Source organism: Escherichia sp. WS3063, assembly GCF_046486595.1.
Taxonomy (GTDB): Bacteria; Pseudomonadota; Gammaproteobacteria; order Enterobacterales; family Enterobacteriaceae; genus Escherichia; species Escherichia coli.
In genome coordinates, this window is sequence record NZ_JBJQKY010000003.1 from 101,290 (window position 1) to 121,619 (window position 20,330).

The following is a 20,330-nucleotide window of genomic DNA, read 5'->3' on the forward strand; positions in this document are numbered from 1 at the left end:
TTAGTCCATTAATAATTGTCGGGTCAGCGTTTCGATATAGTTCTCATCAAGCCCGGTGGGATAACCATCAAAGGCCAGGTGCAGATACTCATGGGTTAAATCGAGCCGATCCTGAAGCGTAAAGAAGTTACGAATAAACAGCCGTTTCTGCTGCCGATCGGTATAGGGGAAACCTGAGACTAAATGACAGACCGCAAACACGTCTGGTTCGTTGTAGCCCGTCTCGCCTTGCAATATACGCCGCCACTGCGGCATTTTTTTCGCCAGCCAGGCTTTCGCTTTGGGTAATAACTGACAGGTTGAGCGTGGCGCTCCCCAGCGGCTAAGGCTGTTGTCGGGATAAGCAAACGCGAGTATCTGGTCGTAACGCTCTCCCTGCCCCGCCTGGGCCGTGGCTTGCCGCCAGGAAAGCGTCCCTTCGGTAGCGCGACTGCCGTGATAATGAACCGGATCGCCCGCATAGATAAGATCCTGCGTCCAGGCGGTCATCGTTCGCGCCCCCGTGGTAGCTGGCGAAGCCGAAACACGCTGTGTGGCGCTGCTGTCAGGGATGGTCAGGCAATCGCCTTCCCGATTGGCGTTTTGCTGTAAAAAAGTGCGTATCGCCACGGTCATGGCTTTCGCTGCCTCAGGGGGCGTACTTTTCGCCTCGCGATCCAGAACTCTGGCAACATACTCTTCACGATCGAGATGCGACTGCAATTTCAGTTTGCCCTTTTCGGTCAGTAAGGTCGTCTCACCGTGGCTGACAAACGTAATGTGGTTACCATTGGCAAACGTCACACGATAGTGCCCATTAAGTACGCCGGGTTTTACTGCCGTCGTACTCTTTTCCGCCGTGATTTTCTTCAGCGGATAGCGGGCAAACAGTTCCACCTCTACACATTGCCCACTGGCAACCTGCGTCGGCACTGGCAAAACCCGATTAAGCACCGTCGCATAACGGGTCAGTACCGTTTTGCTGGTGCCACTGCCAGTCACCCACAGCGGTGTACCATCGGTTAACCAGCCGGCAAAACCACCCTGACGGATTTCCTGTTTATTATCGGCAAACCAGCTCCAGGTTTTCACCCGTACCCGACTACCGAGCATAGATGCGACACCGATTTTCGCCTCGTCCAGCACCACATCCAGCAAGACTTCCTGAGCTTTGTTTTGCGCGGGTAACGTCGCTAATGAATCAAGCAGTGATTTAACCGTTACCGAGGTTTCTGGCTTCAGCGTAGTAAGAGACGCTAACCACGCAGGTGCCTGACGCTGTTGCCAGTATTGCCCCCACACATCTGCGCCAATATGCAACCGCTGCGGCGCAAAATAGAGCCCACAGGAACGTACCAGCGCGGTATCGCGCGTTATGCTCTCCCCTGCCTGACAACAATAAACCTCTTCCGGGGAGTTTCCGCGACACTGGTAGGGCTGCTCCGGTTGATGGGTATCCTCCAGCCAGGCGTAAACATACAGTTTCCACAAACTCCCTAACGGCGTGGTGAGCGTGTCAGGTAATGCCGAGACTTTGGTCACGCCTGACGACGATAACTGATACAGTTGGTCATGCTGCGCGCCCCGCAGCGCCAGTTGTAACGACGTCTCCTCCGCAAGCGTTGGCAGAGTAACCAACGCTAATAGCCAGACGATTCTGCGCCAGTTCACTTATTTCACCTGCATCCCGGTCCATTCGCTCCCTGCCGCAACACTTTGCTGTGCAGGTGCATAGGAACGCACATAACGAGCAGGAGGCAGAACGAATTGCCCTTTTTGCGAGAAGCGCAGCAAATGGCGGAAAGTGACCGTTCCCGTCAGTTCTTTCACCGGCACCATATAGGCCAGTTCGCCCATTTCATTTCGCGCTTTTTCCAGCAACTGCCCCTGCTGTTTTCCAGCGTTCGGTTTATTGACCGAAATGCCCCACGTAGTCCTCTCAACGTCAGCCCCTGGCGGGAGCGGTACTTCCACCTGACCGTAGCGCAGAACGGCATCCTGCTCGCTGGTAAGCGTAATTTCATCGAAATACAGCGCATCGCTGTCAATCTCATTGCTGGTCACCGACTGCAGAGTAAAGCTCATCTCTTCTTCACCGGGGATAAGCCGATACAACTGGCGTTCAACGGTCACCGGAATGTTACTTTGTTGAGCCGTTTTTGCCGGTTCACGCCAGCGGACCTGCACATTTTGCGGCGATAATTCGTCACCAAAAGAGAGAATGTCCGGCACGCCCTGACCAACCCAACGCCAGTATTCGCCCCCTCCAGTTAACTTATGTTTGGCCCATGCGCCCGCAGGCGCAGGCAACACAACTGGAGGCATTGTCGCCATATATTTCGCCAGCCAGTTCATGGCCAGCGCGCGCTCAATAGTAGATTGCTCATCGGTCAAACCACTTAAAATAGCAGCCGCCTGGGTAGCGTCGCCCCCGCTATTGAGCAGCACAACCGTGTGCGCCAGCGGCTGATTGCTGTTTGCCGCTTTATCCCACGCATATTGCTGAACCTGTGGCATCACCGTGGACTTCAACTGCGCTTTTTTCAGCAACGTCATGGTTAAGACGTTTGCCACCGCATCTGCCAGTGGAGATTCCGGTGTATCGAGGATCAGGCTGTCATTGATATCGCGGGTGTCTTCCTCAGAGAAATCTTCAGTTTTAGTTCCGCGCCGGGCGATAGCTTCATCCAACCCTTTCAACAACGTTTTGCACGGCAGATTCATCTCCTGCGCCCACGCCAGCACCAGCGCCCGATGCAATAACGGCATGTTATCTGCCTGCTCGGCATAACTGTCGAGCATATGCTGCCAGTATTCCGGTTGTTGCGTTACGCCGAGCGCCTGGCTGGCCTGCCAGTCGGCGTACCATGCCCATGCCGTAAGGAAGGCGTCACCATTGCCATCTTCACCCCACCAGGTAAAGCGCGCTCCGGGCCCCGCCAGTTGCATCAGCCGCAGACGGTTATCCTGAATCATCTGACGAATGTCGTTAGCGGCGGCACTTTGATGATCGGCAAGCGAACGCCAGGCGAGACTGAGCGGGATCAGACGGCTACCGGTGTTGATCACCCCACCCCACGGTTCATCGACTAACGCATCAAGATTGTTGCGGAAAATCTCCTGCGGCGTTTCACTACTTTGTAGCCGGATATTGCTCGCCTGCTCGGGCAACATCAGCGCATTATCGCCACCGCCGAGCATGACATTTTTCTGCTGTTCAACGGGCCAGCTGTTATCCACAAAAGACAGTTTTGTGCTAATGCTGTCCTGCACTTGCCCATTTTGTTGCAGTTCTGCGCTTAACAAGCCAGATTGCTGAATATTCTGCGTCAGCGAAATATAATTCGCCCCTTTGTGCAGCGTCAGCGTCTGGCGCATCTCAGCGCCTGCAAATTTAGTCACCAGCGCCACCGGTTCGTTATCCTGCTGACTGAAGATAAACAGTCCTGCCGCCGGTTTGTCGCCCACGCGATACACCGTTGGCATACTCCACTTCATGTAGAGATTTTTTTCCGAACGCAGATAAGCACGCCCCTGCCCGACCAGCCCGTCGCCGTTCATCCCACGCGCGGTGATACGCCAGCGGGTTAACGAATCAGGCATCAGGAACGTGAAATACGCTTTGCCTTGTTTATCGGTTGTGAGTGACGGCATCCATGCCGCGGTATCCACCTCTTCACGCCGTGGACGTTCAAGCATTTTTACTCGCCGCTCGCTGCGGTTAGTTGCGCCAGGCGCAACCGGCTCGCTGGAGAGCGCCTGGTCGTAGCTGATAAACGACAAACTGGAGCTGGTACGCACATTGTTACGCCCCAGCGGATAGAAAAATTTGCCGATATTCGGCGCGATTTCCGGTTGCAGCGCGTAGATCATTTCATCGACCACGCCAACCGTTAGCTGCGCAGAAACAGGTTTACCTTTCAGCAACGAGGTTAATTCGACATTGACCAGTTCACCAGGCTGGTAATGGGTTTTGTCCGTTTTGACCCGGATATCCAGCTGAGGAACGGCAACTTTGATCCCGGCGTTCTGAAAACTGTACTGACCGTTACGGGTATACAGCACCGAAAAAGTGATGTTAGGCGCAAAGGAATTGCTCACTGGAACCCGGGCTTCATACTGGGTATCGTTTAAACGTTGTAACGTCAGCCAGTTTGCCGGATGCGAAAGCAGCGACTGCTGTTCCACGCGATCGCGTTCCAGCGTCAATAATGCTTCATCAATTGGCTCCGGAAAGGTAATCAGCATCTTCGCAGTTTCGCCTGGCTGATACAGCGTTTTATCCGCCACGATATCTACCGTACCAGTATGCGCCGTGCTGCCCTTACCGCTGACGGCATGACTTAACCCAGCGAGAATTAAGCCGTCTTTATCGCGTAATGTCAGATTGTAGTTGCCAGGTTTAGCGAAATTGACGGTAAAGGATTTGCCGCCTGACGGTAGCTCTCCGCTATGGCTCGTGCGGTCTTCGAGACGCAACCATTCATACGTAACAGGAACCTGTTTTGAAGATTCCAGCGCGGCATAACGGAACACAACCGATTCACCGCTATTACTGTATTGTGCGGCAGTACTTAATGAGTAATGTGCCAGTCCACGTTCAATGAGGATCTCTTTGGTGGTGGTGACACGATACGCCGCACCGTCACTGGCGGAGACGGTTAACAAATAGCGGCTTGGTTTATCAGCGGCGGGGAGATTTAACGCCACATGACCGCTATCGTCGGATACCGTTTCACTGCCTTCCAGCGACACGGGAAAACGTCCGGCATAACGCAAATCGTTACCGACCATTGATAATTGCTGAGCGCGCAAACTTAACTGCACACGGGCATCTTTTACCGGCTCACCATCCGGGTAGAGCAGTTGCAGTTTGCCGCTGACCGCTTCGCCAGTTTTGAACTCTTTTTTGTCGAGAGCTAAGCCAATCTCGAAATGTGGCTTGATGTAGTTTGCCACGCGAAAACTACTGCTATAGACCTGATTGCGGTAAGCAAGACGCAACTCATAACCTCCGGCGACGGCATTTTCTGGCAGGCGGAAACTCCCCTGCCCGCCATTACGCGCATCCAGCGTGACATTGACGGTTTGCAACAGACTGCCGTTGGCGTCCAGCACCGAAAGCTTCGCCGGTGCGCTGACGATGGGGGATGAATGCAACGGATCGTGGAACTCGCGGCCCATCACTTTAACATCGACACGATCGCCTGCGCGATATAGCGGGCGATCGGTAAAGATATACAAGCGGGTGTTGTAGATTTCACTTTCGTAGAAGAAGTTCTCGGAGACAAAAACGCCGCCTTCCGCATCTTTACCCAGAATGTATGAGCGTTCCGGCGATATATGTTGTAACTGCAAGGTACCGCTGTCATCGGTCACCCCGCGTGTCATCACGCCAAGACCGTCAGTCCACAGGATCTCTGATCCCGGCTTCGCTTCACCCTGTATTTTACCTGCGGTCCACACCAGAAGCTCGTTACCTGACACTTTGCTAAGCGCCACGGTATCGGAAACAAACACCACCGTCGTCGCCCGATACCCACCTATCATCGCCTCGACGAGGTACAATCCCGGCTCTTGTTTGCCGAGAGGAATATAAATGTTACCCGGCTGCGGCGAGATGAAATTGTTGGATGCGCCTTCCAGTTTTACCCCTTGCTGCGGCTCGACCGGTTTAGCCTGCCATAGTGGATAACGGAATTGTTCCACCAGTGGATATTTTTTCAGCGGTGAAAACTGGCTGTTCTGTACATAACGGGAAGGTTTAACAATGGCATTACCGAGCTGTAATTCGGGTAACGCCTGAGTCACATTCTGCCGTGACTGAGAAGAGAAAGTACGCTGCATTACACGGCGAGATTTGCCGTACCAGTTATCCCACAGCCAGGTCAGCGTATTGTTTAGCCCGTCGCCCAGATATTGCGGTTGCACCACAATGCGATGCAGGTTTTTCTGCTGGCGCAAAAATGCCATCGGGTCAGGAATACGATACAGGCGAACGTCCACGCCACCGTACTCTTCCATCTGATAGCGTCGATAATCACGCCCCGGCGCTTCCAGTCGCACTTTCGCCTCTTCACTGCTGCTAAAACTGCTGTCAGCGAGCAAAAAGAATGTTCCCCCGGCGGGCGGCGCATAGTTACTGGAAGGAAGCGAATCATCAGCATTAGCAAGCCCTGTTCCCACAAGAGACAGGCAAAAGCACGCTGCTATCGCGCCAGAAAATTTAAACGATAAATGCCAATGAAATTGGGATTGGAATCGTTGGGTATCCATCGGGTGTCCTTCCATGTCATAAGTTGTTGCAGACTGACTGCGCGCATTCCGTTGTCAGTTTTCGTGGCGCTTCCGGTGTGGTAGATGACGTAACGCCCCATCCAAACCATTAAGTGCTGGGCATCGCCCTGATCGAAAAAAATCATATCGCCAGGCAGCGCCTGGTTTATGTCCTGGCCAATAAATTGGCTGTTGTACTGAATCAAATTAATCGCGGTCACATAGGGGCCAGTTTTTCCGTTCCCCTGATTCCAGTTTTGCGCCAGTTGACGCTGTTCAGGTGTTAGCGTCATTTCAGGCGGCAAATATTGACTTGCTATACCGTTACTTTTTAGCCATTTGCTGTCGTGAATTTTCAGCGCCTCGTTCGCCGAAAATCGCACCAGGCCCGCACAATCCTGCTGATACCAGCGCGGACTTGGCCCCTGGCGGAGCTGTTCCTGTGCAATGCGTACAAACCACGCGCGAAACAGCCCGGATTGTTCGACATTCAGCATTTCGCTATGGGCAACAACACAACACAGCCAGCAAATCAGCGCCAGCAGTCCGTGCCTCATAGCGGCTGCCAGGTTATGGGTAGCCACTGCCAGGCGGCACCGGGTTCCATCTGTGCCAGCTTCATGACATAACGCGGTTGTTGAGATAAAGCGTCCAGCTTCGGCATTAATAAAGTTTGTGCGGCATTATAAAAAACCGGTTCGAGATTCTTCGGCAAACTGGTCAGCGTTTCGTTACGCAGCAGTTTCGCCACGCCTTGTGGATTGATATAGAGCGGAACGATGCCGTCAGTGGGTATCACATCCACCATTGCCGGGCGGGTTTTATTCAGTGTTTGCAGCGCGTTATTAACCAGCGTGTCATCGAGGGAGAAAAGCAGCGTTTTGTTTTGCATCGCCAGCGACACGCGGAAAAAATAATCCGACATTAATTGATCGGGTTGCGCCGCCTGCGCTTTCGGATACTGGCCGTATCGGGAACTCACTTCGCGACGCCAGATTTGCGCTTCGCCCTGCTGAGTCTGGTTTACCGGCAAAACACCTTCTGGCGCTTTGCTTTCGTGCGCACCAATATTTTGCGTAAACAGTTTTCCTGGCAATTGCACTTGTTCGGCAGAACCATCAAACTGACCGACAAACAGCGGAGTTTGCAATTTTGAATCTTCATACCAGCACAGCCCCGCGCCACCGTCTAACGCCCCGTTGAGCTTGTCGTTTTCCTGGCTGATGTGGGAAAGCATCTCTTCAGCAATACCATGTGAATAAGGCACCGCCACACAGAAGCTGGCCCCTGCAGGCATACTGTTCCATACCGGCGTAAAATCGAAACTGGCATCTACGCTTGCGGATTCATCATTTAACGCCAGAAAACTGTGCCAGCCGTCGTTGCTCATTTCGAAGCGCACACCAGCAAAAGAAGGCATTAATCGCTGGTAGCCAAAACCCAGCAAATTTGCACTGACCACGATGCGCTGGCGTACTGGCGTTTTTTCGGCAGTACGCTCTTCCAGACCAAAACTGGTTTCCCAGCGTTTCTTACCACTTAACAAATCACTTGCGATTGCCGCGGCTTCGGTATCCTGCTGGTCATCTTTAAACAGCATGTCCGTGCTGGAAAACACCAGCATCTTGTCCTGATAAGTTGCGAACATCAGGGCGTTATTGCCGTTATAGCGCAACTGATAAACCGGGATGGTTTCACTATTTAGCTTAATACTACTGATTTCCGTTTTACTTAACTGGCTGTCGCTGGTAGCGGCAAACAGCAATGGCTCCAGCAGCTTGCTTAAACCACTGCGCTGGATCAGCACCATATAATGTGAAAGATGGCCTTGTTTATCGTGCCACAACGCCGCCTGCGCGGGCTGATCTAAGAGTGACGAAAAGAGCTTATCTTTCAGCGTGAGATCGTGTTCATAGACAATGCGGCGAATGCTGCCTTCAATACCCAGACGATCAGCATGATTCTGATAATAGAAAACGAAATCTTCGCTCAGAACATCGTGGAGAAACGGAATGGTAAGGAGATCTTTGGGAAGCTGGCTCAGAGAGTCGCTGTCGAGAAAGAGGTCCGGCTCATTGAGATCGATTTGCAGATTGTTGTGCACCACCAGAGGCGACAACGTTTTTTCTGGCCCACTGCCAGCATATTGCAACGCCCAGACGCCAGCGGAAAGCAGGGCTATTGCGCCAAAACCTACAAGACCATAGAACCGCCAGCCTTTCGCCTTTTTTTCACCACTCATTGCCACATTCCTTGTGTATAGCCAGCCATTTTTTACGGGCACAGCCAAACTTTACTGCGCCCTAATACGACAAAAGCCCAAGCTTTGCAGCCTGGACTTTTCAATTCAAACAAGGGAGATAGCTCCCTTTTGGCATGAAGAAGTAAAATTATTCTTCTTCTGGCTCGTCGTCAACGTCCACTTCCGGAACGATTTCATCGTCCCCTTCCGCGGCACTGCCGTCGATGGTATCCAGATCTTCCTCGTCAACCGGTTCAGCAACACGTTGCAGACCCACTACGTTTTCATCTTCCGCAGTACGAATGAGGATCACGCCCTGGGTGTTACGGCCCACGATGCTGATTTCCGAAACGCGAGTACGTACCAGCGTACCGGCATCGGTGATCATCATGATCTGGTCGCAGTCATCTACCTGCACCGCGCCAACCACTAAACCGTTACGTTCGGTAACCTTGATGGAGATAACCCCTTTCGTCGCACGCGACTTGGTTGGGTATTCCGCCACCGCGGTACGTTTACCATAACCGTTCTGCGTTGCGGTGAGGATTGCACCATCGCCACGAGGCACGATCAGAGAGACAACTTTATCGCCTTCGCCTAAACGAATACCGCGAACACCGGTGGTGTTGCAGCCCATCGCACGGACAGAAGACTCTTTAAAGCGCACCACTTTACCTTCGGCGGAGAACAGCATTACTTCGTCTTCGCCGCTGGTCAGGTCAACGCCGATCAGCTCATCGCCATCAACCAGTTTGATCGCCACTTTACCGGCGGTACGCAGACGGTTGAATTCGGTGAGGACGGTTTTCTTCACGGTCCCGTTAGCGGTGGCCATGAAGACTTTCACGCCTTCTTCAAACTCGGTCACCGGCAGGATCGCGGTGATACGTTCGTCCTGCTCCAGCGGCAGCAGGTTGACGATCGGACGACCGCGCGCGCCACGAGTAGCTTCTGGCAACTGGTAGACCTTCATCGAATAGACGCGACCACGGCTGGAGAAGCACAGAATATGGTCGTGGGTATTCGCCACCAGCAGTCGGTCGATAAAGTCTTCTTCTTTAATACGTGCGGCAGATTTACCTTTCCCGCCACGACGCTGCGCTTCGTATTCAGAAAGCGGCTGATATTTAACGTAGCCCTGGTGAGAGAGCGTCACGACCACATCTTCCTGTGTGATCAGATCTTCCAGGTTGATGTCTGCGCTGTTGGCGGTGATTTCAGTACGACGTTTGTCACCGAACTGTTCACGAACCAGCTCCAGCTCTTCGCGGATCACTTCCATCAGACGATCGGCGCTACCAAGAATACGCAACAGTTCCGCGATCTGATCCAGCAGCTCTTTGTATTCATCGAGCAGTTTTTCGTGCTCAAGGCCGGTCAGTTTCTGCAGACGCAGATCCAGAATTGCCTGAGCTTGCTGTTCGGTCAGGTAGTACAGACCGTCACGCACGCCGAACTCTGGCTCCAGCCATTCCGGACGCGCAGCATCATCGCCCGCACGTTCCAGCATCGCGGCAACGTTGCCCAGCTGCCACGGATTAGCAACCAGCGCCGTTTTCGCTTCTGCAGGCGTCGGCGCATGACGGATCAGTTCGATGATCGGGTCGATGTTCGCCAGCGCCACGGCTAATGCTTCAAGGATATGAGCACGATCGCGAGCTTTACGCAGTTCGAAAATAGTACGACGGGTCACCACTTCACGGCGGTGACGAACAAACGCCGCGATGATATCTTTCAGGTTCATAATCTTCGGCTGACCATGGTGCAATGCCACCATGTTGATACCGAAAGAAACCTGCAACTGGGTCTGGGAGTAGAGGTTGTTGAGCACCACTTCACCGACCGCATCGCGTTTCACTTCAATCACGATGCGCATACCGTCTTTGTCAGACTCGTCACGCAGCGCGCTGATACCTTCCACGCGTTTTTCTTTTACCAGTTCCGCAATCTTCTCGATCAGGCGCGCTTTGTTCACCTGATACGGAATTTCATGGACGATAATGGTTTCACGTCCGGTTTTGGCGTCAACTTCCACTTCGGCACGGGCGCGGATATATACCTTGCCACGACCGGTACGGTAAGCTTCTTCAATACCGCGACGACCGTTAATGATTGCCGCCGTCGGGAAGTCCGGCCCCGGGATGTGTTCCATCAGCCCTTCAATGCTGATGTCTTCATCATCGATATACGCCAGACAACCGTTGATGACTTCCGTCAGGTTGTGCGGCGGGATGTTGGTTGCCATACCTACGGCGATACCGGAAGAACCGTTCACCAGCAGGTTAGGAATTTTGGTTGGCATGACGTCCGGAATTTTTTCCGTGCCGTCATAGTTATCAACGAAATCGACCGTCTCTTTTTCGAGATCGGCCATCAGTTCATGGGCAATTTTCGCCAGACGGATTTCCGTATAACGCATTGCCGCCGCAGAGTCGCCGTCGATGGAACCGAAGTTACCCTGACCGTCTACCAGCATGTAACGCAGCGAGAATGGCTGCGCCATACGGACGATCGTGTAATAAACCGCCAAGTCACCATGGGGATGGTATTTACCGATTACGTCACCAACGACACGGGCAGATTTTTTATAGGCTTTGTTCCAGTCATTGCCTAGTACGTTCATGGCGTAAAGTACGCGACGGTGTACCGGCTTCAGGCCATCTCGGACATCTGGCAGCGCACGGCCAACAATGACCGACATCGCATAATCCAGATAGGAGCTCTTCAGCTCTTCCTCAATGTTGACCGGTGTAATTTCTCTCGCAAGGTCGCTCATCTAACCGCTATCCCTCTACTGTATCCCGGATTCAAAGGTCGGAGATTATAACACAATCGCTTGCGGACGGGTAAACGTAATGCAGGCTTCCGGGCGCTGTAGATCTACTGCGTTTTACCCCACCGCCAGCACACATCGCGCTGGCGGTGAACGACAAAGGAACAAAGACCGCAACACGCTTCCTGTGCCTCAATAAACACCAGAAATAATGGCTATACTCGTCATACTTCAAGTTGCATGTGCTGCGTCTGCGTTCGCTCACCCCAGTCACTTACTTATGTAAGCTCCTGGGGATTCACTCGCTTGTCGCCTTCCTGCAACTCGAATTATTTAGAGTATATAAATCGCCGTTATTTGATCACATAGGCAAGATATTGTTGTACGATTTCATCATTTAATTCCTGACCAAGCCCAGGCAACTCTGGCGCGACATAATAGCCATTCTCGGGTTGATAATCGTAAGTACAAAGTTCCCGAATACATGCTTTCATCGCATTGGTATGATGTTCATGAATAATAAAGTTAGGTATTGCAGTTTCCATATGCAGCGCCGCTACTGTTGAAACAGGCCCGCCACAAACATGTACCTGAACGGTTGTGTCATATATATTGGCATAATCACAAATTTTCTTTCCCTCTGTAATGCCACCACAAAGACACAAATCAGGTTGAGCTACCGCAATTGATTGTTTTTCCAGTAAATCACGATATCCCCAGCGAGTATAAGAACGCTCACCTGTTGCTATCGGAATCGATGTTGAACGGGCAACTTTCTGCATATTATCCGAATTTAATGGATGAATTGGCTCCTCATAGAGAAAAATACGATATTTCTCTATTGCTTTGGCAAACTGGATCGCTGAATTTGTTCCTAGAAGAGAATGAATCTCTACAATAATATCAGCATCGTCGCCCATTGCTTCACGCATAGCGGCAATTCTTGCCTCGCCCATTTTTAATTGTTCGGCCAGTAATAAGCCAGAGTAATTTCTATTTTTGTTCTGAAAGACACAATCGCCGCCATGCAGATCGATTTCAAGCGGATCAACTTTTATCGCATTATAACCTTCTGCAATAGCGGCACGCGCTGCCTCTGCATACTCTTCAGGCGTTACTAATATTTGCCTTTTTTCGCCCCAACCAAATTGTAACTGACTGGCGTAAGTTCTCAATTTATCGTTAGTCTTTCCCCCCAGTAGTTGATAAACCGGCACGTTTAAATATTTACCTTTAATATCCCATAAGGCAATATCAATAGCGCTCATACCTGCGTAAAAAACATTACCACCGCCCATTCCCCAAAATGTTTTCCTGAAGAGGAATTCCCAAATCTTCTCAATGTTCAACGGATCTTCACCAATGATGAGAGGGGCTAAATCTCTGATAATACCAACACCAGATTTTGCACCTGCACCATAGGCTAATCCTACTTCGCCAACACCACTTATTCCAGCATCGGTATTAACCCGAATAAGTACTGGATTATAAGAGGCCATAGTTTGATCTCTTTTTTTGAGTTCGCAGTCAAAAATTTCTACAGATGTAATCTTCATAAATAACCTCATTTATTTAGCATGTGAAATAACATTGTCTTTCTGGGCGTTATCTTTTTTATTATCAATTTTCATTGATAACAAAATAGCTACGGCGATAAAGCAAAGAATCGCCTCAACAATAAATATCCCCGTGGCTCCATAATGTGTAGAAACATAGCCAAGTGATTTATTGATCAGAAAACCACCCAAACTTGAACAAGAGTTAATAAACGCAATACTGATTGCCAGGCCTGATGGTGAAAGTAAAGCTGAGGGTAAAGCCCAGTACGGACCGTAATAACTGAGAATGCCTACACCGTATAATGTTAATCCCATCATGCGCAGCGTCATCGAAGGTACAAGTGCGATCATTAAAAAACCGCAACCTGCAACCAACATCGGTAGTGCGGCATGCCATTTCCTTTCATTCTTTTTATCGGAATGCCATCCCCATAATGGCATACTGAACATCGCGAAAATAAACGGAATACTCATAATCAAACCGACATCGGTATCTGTGAAATCCGATGAAAATCCTTTAACCAACCCCGGTAACCAGTAATTTGCCGCCAACGCCGCTGCCTGAATAAACATATAAGCAAATGAGAGTTGTAGTAATACTGGATTTTTAATGATTGACAGAAAAGATGCATTTGTATTTTTATTTAATGCTGCGGCTTTTTCGTTATCAGAATTAAGTTTATCGACCAATGCGGTGACTTGCGATGGTGTAAGCCAGCGGGCTTTTTCCGGACGATCTGGCAGTAAATAAAAGGTCAGCGCCCCCAATAACACCGTAGGAATGCCTTCAATAGCAAAAAGCCAGCGCCATCCTTCATAGTTACCGGTATTCATATGTTCAATAATCCAACCAGACATTGGTGCCGCCAGCACAGATGCAACTGCGATTGATAACATAAAAAAGCTATTCACTTTTCCACGTTCACGCGCCGGGAACCAACATGCCAGGTAGTAAACCATGCCAGGGAAAAACCCCGCTTCAAATATTCCCAAAAAGACCCGAGCGAGCAATATATGCTGGGTGTCTTTGGCAAAGAAAATTAACGTTGTTACTGTTCCCCAACCAACAATAATGGCGCTAATCCATTTTCTTGCACCTAACTTTTGCAATCCAATACTGCTCGGAATTTGAAAAATCAAATAGGACACAAAAAATATTGAAGATATATTAGCAAAATCCTCTGGTGTAATACCAAGGGATTCATTCATGCGTAAAGCGGCAAATCCGATGTTAACACGATCCATATAGTTAAAAAAATACAGAATAAATGCTAACGGAATAATCTTCCTTTTCACAATAGAAATGGCGTCATACAAATCTTTCTGAGGACTGCTCATTTTGTTTCACCTTTTGTGGTTCAATGAATAAGAGTACTGCCCGAAGTGGATATTACGTAAAAAATAATCCAGTTCAAAAGGTGATGTGTTATATCTGATATATCAGCTTGATCATTGATTGAAACACTAAGCTACAACAATAAGATATATCATTTTTGTCATATCTGATATATTAGATACCTTCATTGATAAAATGATTACATATAATGGACCAGCAGCTTAATAAGGGGCAAAGGAATGAGAGATAAAGCGAAACGTGACTTAAGTCACATATCAATTGAGATACCAAAATCCGTAACACAGGTCATCAAAGAAAAAATCAGGGATATGATAATTCATGGCGATCTCAGTCTTGGGCAACCGATAAGTGAAAATGAACTTTCGAATATTCTGGCGGTAAGTAAAACACCTATTCGTGAAGCTTTTATTTTACTTAGTCACAATGAAAATCTGATCAATATCATTCCACGCAGCGGAACATTCGTTTTTTCCGTAACAGATAAAGATATTAATGACCTCATAAAAATGAGAGTAATTCTGGAGCAGGGAGCAATTAGTGAAGCAATGGAAAAGAATGCAAACAATGTCATCATTGAACTAAATAGTATACTATCAAAATCAGCAAAAATTAATGCCGAGCGCGATACTCAGGCTTATCTTAAACTGGATCATGATTTTCATTATGTGTTTGTTAAATACGCTGATAATAAATACATCTCTCAGGCACACCAATTGATATCCGCACGTTTACTTGCTATTCGTTATCGACTGGATTTCACTACGGAATATATCACCAATTCAAATCGTGGCCATGCTACTATTTTAGATATGCTAAAAAATAATAACGTTGAAGGTGTTTGTAATTTTATTACTCATCACGTAAGTAGTGGATTTACCGAGCGTGCACGTAAAATTCTCTCGTTATCTACACAGTAAAATGTGAATGAGTTTATAACACTGGCACTTTTCACCTGCTATACTGCCCGACAACCTTTATAGACTCTTATGTAACAATGAACACTGAAAATCTCCTTAAAAACAATAACGTAGACCACGAAGAGATCGCTAAATTTGAAGCTGTCGCCTCCCGCTGGTGGGATCTTGAAGGTGAGTTCAAACCGCTGCACCGCATTAACCCGCTGCGTCTGGGCTATATTGCCGAGCGTGCTGGCGGTTTATTTGGCAAAAAGGTGCTCGATGTCGGTTGTGGCGGCGGCATTCTGGCCGAGAGTATGGCGCGCGAAGGCGCGACGGTGACCGGTCTGGATATGGGCTTTGAGCCATTGCAGGTGGCAAAGTTGCACGCGCTGGAAAGTGGCATTCAGGTAGAGTACGTGCAGGAAACCGTGGAAGAGCACGCGGCAAAACATGCCGGGCAGTATGACGTGGTGACCTGCATGGAGATGCTGGAGCACGTCCCCGATCCGCAGTCAGTGGTCAGAGCCTGTGCGCAACTGGTGAAACCGGGCGGCGATGTCTTTTTCTCGACGCTTAACCGCAACGGCAAGTCATGGCTGATGGCGGTAGTCGGCGCAGAATATATTTTGCGCATGGTGCCTAAAGGTACACATGATGTGAAGAAGTTTATTAAACCGGCAGAATTGCTGGGCTGGGTGGATCAGACAAGCCTTAAAGAGCGGCATATGACTGGGCTGCATTACAACCCGATCACTAATTCCTTTAAGCTCGGCCCCGGCGTGGATGTGAACTATATGCTGCACACGCAGAATAAATAAAATTGTTAGCCGGATAAGGTGCTCGCACCACATCCGGCTACAATGCCGGGCGCAAAGCAGCTACCATTTCACCGTCATCGACAAAAACCCTGCCGTCTGGCCAAAATCATCACTCCCTTTCTGCCATGCCACGCTGCCGCGCAGGGACACTCGCTGACTGATATTGCCCGTTATTCCCACTTTTATTTCACCCCGTTGCTTCACCGCATCGTCACTGATAGTGCTGCCATCTTCTTCAATTTCCGTCGCATGGGGATCGTGATAATAATTCAGATCTAATGTTGGTATGACACCAACCGTGGTACGCCATTCGCTGTGTAAACCCAGCCGCGTTTGAATATCATCACCCTGCGATTGTGACACGCGCGCATGGTTAGCGGCGGTAAAATCATCCTGCTGCACGCCCTGATAAATCACCTGCGTCTGCGGTTCAATCACCACACCATGCCCCGGTAACCACTGATAACCGGCTTCCAGCGAGGCGATAATCCCCGACGAGTGGTAATGATCCACGCCATCGTCTTGTTCGGAAACATCATTGTTAAACCACACATATTGCAGCCAGCTATCCAACCAGGCCCCCTGCTTCTGATTACCGTGCTGATACCAGCTTGAGGTCAGCCCAACGGCATAACCGTGGTTCTGGTTATCGGCGCGAGTTCCGGTCATATTCGAGCGGCTGTCGCCCTGGTTATCACTGTAGCCACCAACCGCCCCAAGCATCCACTCGCCATCCGTGCCCCAGCGCCCGCTAAACAAGTCGCCGCTAAGCTGCACCGTAGAAGTGTCTTCATGCTGAGCCAGTTGCCCCGCTGCTGTGTAATGATAATCTCCGCCGATAACACGTAAATTCAGCGTCTGACCATTGCCACCAGCGTGATCGTGTCGCTCCATCACAAACGCCTGATTTGCCGCCCGCAGGTTATTAAAATATCCACCAACTTTGGCATTCAACACCGGTTGGTAAGCAGGCGTAGGGTCCGGGGCCGGGTCGGGTGTTGGATCAGGATCCGGCGTGGGATCAGGATCTGGAGTCGGGTCCGGATCGGGCGGCGGCGTCGGATTGACTTCTTGCGATCGCAGATACCAGTCGTTGTTATCTTCCACCAGCGTGTAGTCATACGCTCCCATATTGACGTAGCCGCTGCCCGCCAGACTGAACTGCGCATTGTTTTGAAACTGCGTGGGATCAGCTGCGAAATCAACTACTTTAATACCTGTCGATGTCGGTTCACCAATGCCAGTAATGGGGTTAACCACCACGGTCGTGTTACCCGAGGTATTGCCGTTCAACACCAGTTGGTCGCTTGCCGAGTCATCGCCGTTTAATTCGCTGTCGAGAAACAACGTACCGCCACCGGTGTAATCACCGTTTACCGTGAGCGTGTCGCCAGCGACGCCATTTTGCAGACTGACAGCACCGGAAGTATTAGTTAGATCACCATTGACCGTCACGTCTGAAAGATAAGTCAGGCTGTCAGTTTCAAGGTTGGTATTAAGCTCGCCTGTCAGCGTCACACCATCGGTGGCATTCACCAACGTACCGTCGCCGCTAAACAGCGAGGCATCCAGCGCCTGGTTCGTATCCTGCTGCGTCAATCGCAACACAGTACCATCGGTTATGTCGATATCGCCGCCAGAGGTGGCATCGATTGAACGAATATCCTGATTTTGCCCGGTTTCAAAAACACCGTATTCCCCCACCCACAGTGAAGAAACATAAGGAATAATATTCTCCGCTTCACCTTTTAGCGTTCCGTCCTCCACACGTACCGCAGACGTCGCAGTGCCGCTGGCGGTCAACTCAAGCGTCCCGCCGCCACTTTTAGTCAACGTGCTTACGCTATCCAGTTGTTGCCCGGTACTATCCGCCATCAACCCGCCCCATTGCGTATCTACGCCATCCTCAACGTGTATTTCGCCATCAGCGCGCATTTCAATATTCCTGCCCTGACCTGTTGTAGCCGAGCGAGTGTCAACATCAGTCGTCACATCCATTTCACTGTGTTGTTGGGGATCTGTGAAGATCACTGAACGGTTGTAACTTGTGTCCCCCAATTGCGAATTATCGCTGACTTCAAGCGTACCGGAGGCGATTTGCGTATTACCGAGATAACCGTTGTTATTCGCCAGCGTTACGCGCTGATCCCCCGCATTAATGACGACATAAACGCCATTCTGGCTGGCATCACTGCCGCCAATATGTAAATCATCGCCACTGCTGATATCAACGACATCATTACTGCCAATCACTGTCCCCCCACTGCCGCTGATTTGCAGACCGTCATTGTATGAGCTATCGCCATCCCAGGTGGTGAAATCAGAGAGATCCAATACTCCGCCATTTAGCACGATCGATTGCGGATCGCTCTGCATTGCCCGTAAATCGGCCTGATTCCCCGCCAGCGACAATACGGCGTTATCTTCCACCACAATATCGCCGGTTAATGCCATCGACTGCGCCCCTGTCAGGAGATAGCTGCCATCTTGCGCTACCGTCAACTGTCCTTCACCCTGAATCGAGCCGGAAAAACCGCCCTGGTTTACGGTAACATTGCCGCCTGCGTCGATATTCAAAATGCCATTAGCAAAACCGGTTAATGAGTGCACAAACGTTTGTTGTGTATTGCCAACATTCAGTTCTGCCTGATACTCAGAATGAACAGTGCTGCCGACCATCAGACCAAAGCAATCCTGCGGATCGCTCTGACAGTGCGTGTCGCCGACATTCATTAACTCATCGCTGCGCCCCAGCGTCACCTCGCCATTCTGGATACTCATCTCGCCGGTAAACGCATTATTGTCGGCATTGAGGACTAACTCTCCCGCTCCCTCTTTCACGATGACTCCCGTTCCGGCAAGAGAATCAATCGCGCCATCGTTGCTGGTATTGCCTATTACCAGCGTTTTATCGGCGGCAATGTTAAATTCAGCCACACTATGACCGATATACATAAAGCCCCCCGCCGCTGCCGTCGCCGAATGGTCATATCCCGAGGCGCTGTTATTTTCATCAATCATCACACCATTGTTTTGGTCATAATTATCATCAACAGAAATATCAATAAGATACGGGGATGTGGTGCTGCTGGTATAAATTGCTCCGCCATAACCTTCTGCATAGTTATTGGTAAAGGAGGTATTATTAATTATCGTTTTTCCTGAAAGATGTGTGTTATCCGTACTATTATCCGTAACATCAATGGCACCGCCGTCCCCATCACTATAGCTGGTTGATGTATATGCCTGATTATTATCAAAAATGACATCACTTAAATAAATATCATTATTGATAGAATAAATAGCGCCACCTTTACCATCATTGGCGATATTATTCGCAAATATTGCATTAGTGATATTTAAATCCATATCACCGGCATCGTTTGTTCCCGCAGAATAGATTGCTCCGCCATAGCCTCCTGCAACGTTACTGTCGAAAATAACATTCGCAAGATTTATCGTTGAGTTTTCTTTAGCAAAGATAGCTCCGCCATTATTATATTCGCCACTAATCGAGTTATTAGCAAACAGGGTCATCCCTGTTTCATTTTGTGGTGATATCGTAAATTCAGCACTTTGCTGCAAAAATACGGCGCCACCGCTGGCATTATTGGCCATACCCGAAAAAATCACCCATTGCCCATCGGCGATGCTCCAGTCCTGCGTAATGCCTGAAAGGCTTTGCCTGCTGGCCTGACAACTCGCTTTGATATCATATCCCTGGCATGAATCCAAAACCTCCGCGACACTGTTAACAGAGAAAAGAGATGCAATCATTGACGGGAGTAAAGATAAATACTCCTTGCGTAGAAAAATAATCCGCATATTAATCTGACCATCATTTTCTATAAGACGGCATATTTAATCGCATTATACGATATGGGTTATTTTTCTTTTGTAAATTGTTCAACCCGGTGCAATGGCTATTTTGTTATTATTTCATGAATAATATCAGTGCGTCATAATTCAAGTTAATCACCTTAAGGTAAATCGGTTATATTTAAACTGAATTAAAGTAATGAATAATTTTCTTATAATATAAGGTAAATTAACAAAATGGCTTCGCATTTAACAACAACCGAAGAGAAAACAACCATTTCGACATCAACAATCGCTTACATTCGCTTATATATTGACCATAACTGATACATCAGATTATGTGATGACTCGTGCTTAGATCAATTTTTGCAATCATTAGCCAAAAGATTAATAAACCATCTATATCAATTTATCTAACCTATTCTTCCGTTCAAGAAATCGCCGAACAGTTATTTTTAACAAATTTTTCTCTTCCCATTGACTTTCCCGGACACCTTGTCTGACCTAAGGTGCGCGAAAGCCACTTTTTCCTTCCTGAGTTATCCACAAAGTTATGCACTTGCAAGAGGGCCATTTTCACACTATCTTGCAGTGAATCCCAAACATAC

The 20,330-nt window shown here is 49.4% G+C and carries 10 protein-coding genes and 1 pseudogene; 2 read left to right on the top strand and 9 right to left on the bottom strand.

All coding sequences use genetic code 11. The features are described from left to right. The 7 genes from ACJHYW_RS03920 to ACJHYW_RS03950 all read right to left on the bottom strand — a co-directional run bounded on the left by ACJHYW_RS03920 (position 1) and on the right by ACJHYW_RS03950 (position 14,167). Positions 1-1,650, bottom strand: coding sequence for a YfaQ family protein (locus tag ACJHYW_RS03920; protein ID WP_001104562.1), 1,650 nt, complete (start codon positions 1,648-1,650; stop codon positions 1-3). Continuing rightward, positions 1,651-6,165 carry an alpha-2-macroglobulin family protein gene (locus ACJHYW_RS03925; protein ID WP_000536572.1) on the bottom strand — a complete coding sequence of 1,505 codons (4,515 nt, stop codon included), beginning with the start codon at positions 6,163-6,165 and terminating at the stop codon, positions 1,651-1,653. A 23-nt stretch (positions 6,166-6,188) separates the two neighbouring features. Continuing rightward, the gene (locus ACJHYW_RS03930; RefSeq protein WP_001322734.1) at positions 6,189-6,812 is read right to left on the bottom strand and encodes a DUF1175 domain-containing protein; all 624 of its coding nucleotides are present in this window, start codon (positions 6,810-6,812) and stop codon (positions 6,189-6,191) included. Then, positions 6,809-8,497: a DUF2138 domain-containing protein gene (locus tag ACJHYW_RS03935; protein ID WP_000012312.1), complete on the bottom strand. Its 1,689-nt coding sequence runs from the start codon at positions 8,495-8,497 to the stop codon at positions 6,809-6,811. Before ACJHYW_RS03935 ends, ACJHYW_RS03930 begins: the two co-directional genes overlap by 4 nt. A gap of 148 nt (positions 8,498-8,645) precedes the next feature. Beyond that, positions 8,646-11,273 carry a DNA topoisomerase (ATP-hydrolyzing) subunit A gene (gene gyrA, locus ACJHYW_RS03940; protein WP_061092622.1) on the bottom strand — a complete coding sequence of 876 codons (2,628 nt, stop codon included), beginning with the start codon at positions 11,271-11,273 and terminating at the stop codon, positions 8,646-8,648. A 350-nt stretch (positions 11,274-11,623) separates the two neighbouring features. Continuing rightward, entirely contained in the window at positions 11,624-12,826 is a 1,203-nt protein-coding gene (locus ACJHYW_RS03945) for a mandelate racemase/muconate lactonizing enzyme family protein (RefSeq protein WP_001571680.1), read from the bottom strand. A 12-nt stretch (positions 12,827-12,838) separates the two neighbouring features. Beyond that, the gene (locus tag ACJHYW_RS03950) at positions 12,839-14,167 is read right to left on the bottom strand and encodes an MFS transporter (RefSeq protein ID WP_000098090.1); all 1,329 of its coding nucleotides are present in this window, start codon (positions 14,165-14,167) and stop codon (positions 12,839-12,841) included. 193 nt (positions 14,168-14,360) lie between these two features. Between ACJHYW_RS03950 and ACJHYW_RS03955 the strand changes: the two are divergent. Both ACJHYW_RS03955 and ubiG read left to right on the top strand, forming a co-directional pair. Further along, positions 14,361-15,103 (top strand): annotated as a pseudogene (locus ACJHYW_RS03955) (GntR family transcriptional regulator). Positions 15,104-15,180: 77 nt separating this feature from the next. Continuing rightward, the gene (ubiG, locus tag ACJHYW_RS03960; protein WP_001091059.1) at positions 15,181-15,903 is read left to right on the top strand and encodes a bifunctional 2-polyprenyl-6-hydroxyphenol methylase/3-demethylubiquinol 3-O-methyltransferase UbiG; all 723 of its coding nucleotides are present in this window, start codon (positions 15,181-15,183) and stop codon (positions 15,901-15,903) included. A gap of 60 nt (positions 15,904-15,963) precedes the next feature. Here ubiG and yfaL read toward each other — a convergent pair whose 3' ends face one another. Together yfaL and ypaB are read right to left on the bottom strand one after the other, a co-directional pair. Further along, positions 15,964-19,728 carry an AIDA-I family autotransporter adhesin YfaL/EhaC gene (gene yfaL / locus ACJHYW_RS03965; RefSeq protein WP_001220091.1) on the bottom strand — a complete coding sequence of 1,255 codons (3,765 nt, stop codon included), beginning with the start codon at positions 19,726-19,728 and terminating at the stop codon, positions 15,964-15,966. A gap of 424 nt (positions 19,729-20,152) precedes the next feature. Then, a complete protein-coding gene (gene ypaB, locus ACJHYW_RS03970) occupies positions 20,153-20,296 on the bottom strand; it encodes a protein YpaB (protein ID WP_001300064.1) in 144 nt (47 codons plus the stop codon). Positions 20,297-20,330: the final 34 nt, after the last annotated feature.

What these genes read in the sequence shown, in the direction of transcription:
- ACJHYW_RS03930 (WP_001322734.1), bottom strand. Translation starts at nt 6,812, where the DNA reads ATGAGGCACGGACTGCTGGCGCTGATTTGCTGGCTGTGTTGTGTTGTT.
- ACJHYW_RS03935 (WP_000012312.1), bottom strand. Translation starts at nt 8,497, where the DNA reads ATGAGTGGTGAAAAAAAGGCGAAAGGCTGGCGGTTCTATGGTCTTGTA.
- gyrA (WP_061092622.1), bottom strand. Translation starts at nt 11,273, where the DNA reads ATGAGCGACCTTGCGAGAGAAATTACACCGGTCAACATTGAGGAAGAG.
- ACJHYW_RS03945 (WP_001571680.1), bottom strand. Translation starts at nt 12,826, where the DNA reads ATGAAGATTACATCTGTAGAAATTTTTGACTGCGAACTCAAAAAAAGA.
- ACJHYW_RS03950 (WP_000098090.1), bottom strand. Translation starts at nt 14,167, where the DNA reads ATGAGCAGTCCTCAGAAAGATTTGTATGACGCCATTTCTATTGTGAAA.
- ubiG (WP_001091059.1), top strand. Translation starts at nt 15,181, where the DNA reads ATGAACACTGAAAATCTCCTTAAAAACAATAACGTAGACCACGAAGAG.
- yfaL (WP_001220091.1), bottom strand. Translation starts at nt 19,728, where the DNA reads ATGCGGATTATTTTTCTACGCAAGGAGTATTTATCTTTACTCCCGTCA.
- ypaB (WP_001300064.1), bottom strand. Translation starts at nt 20,296, where the DNA reads ATGGCCCTCTTGCAAGTGCATAACTTTGTGGATAACTCAGGAAGGAAA.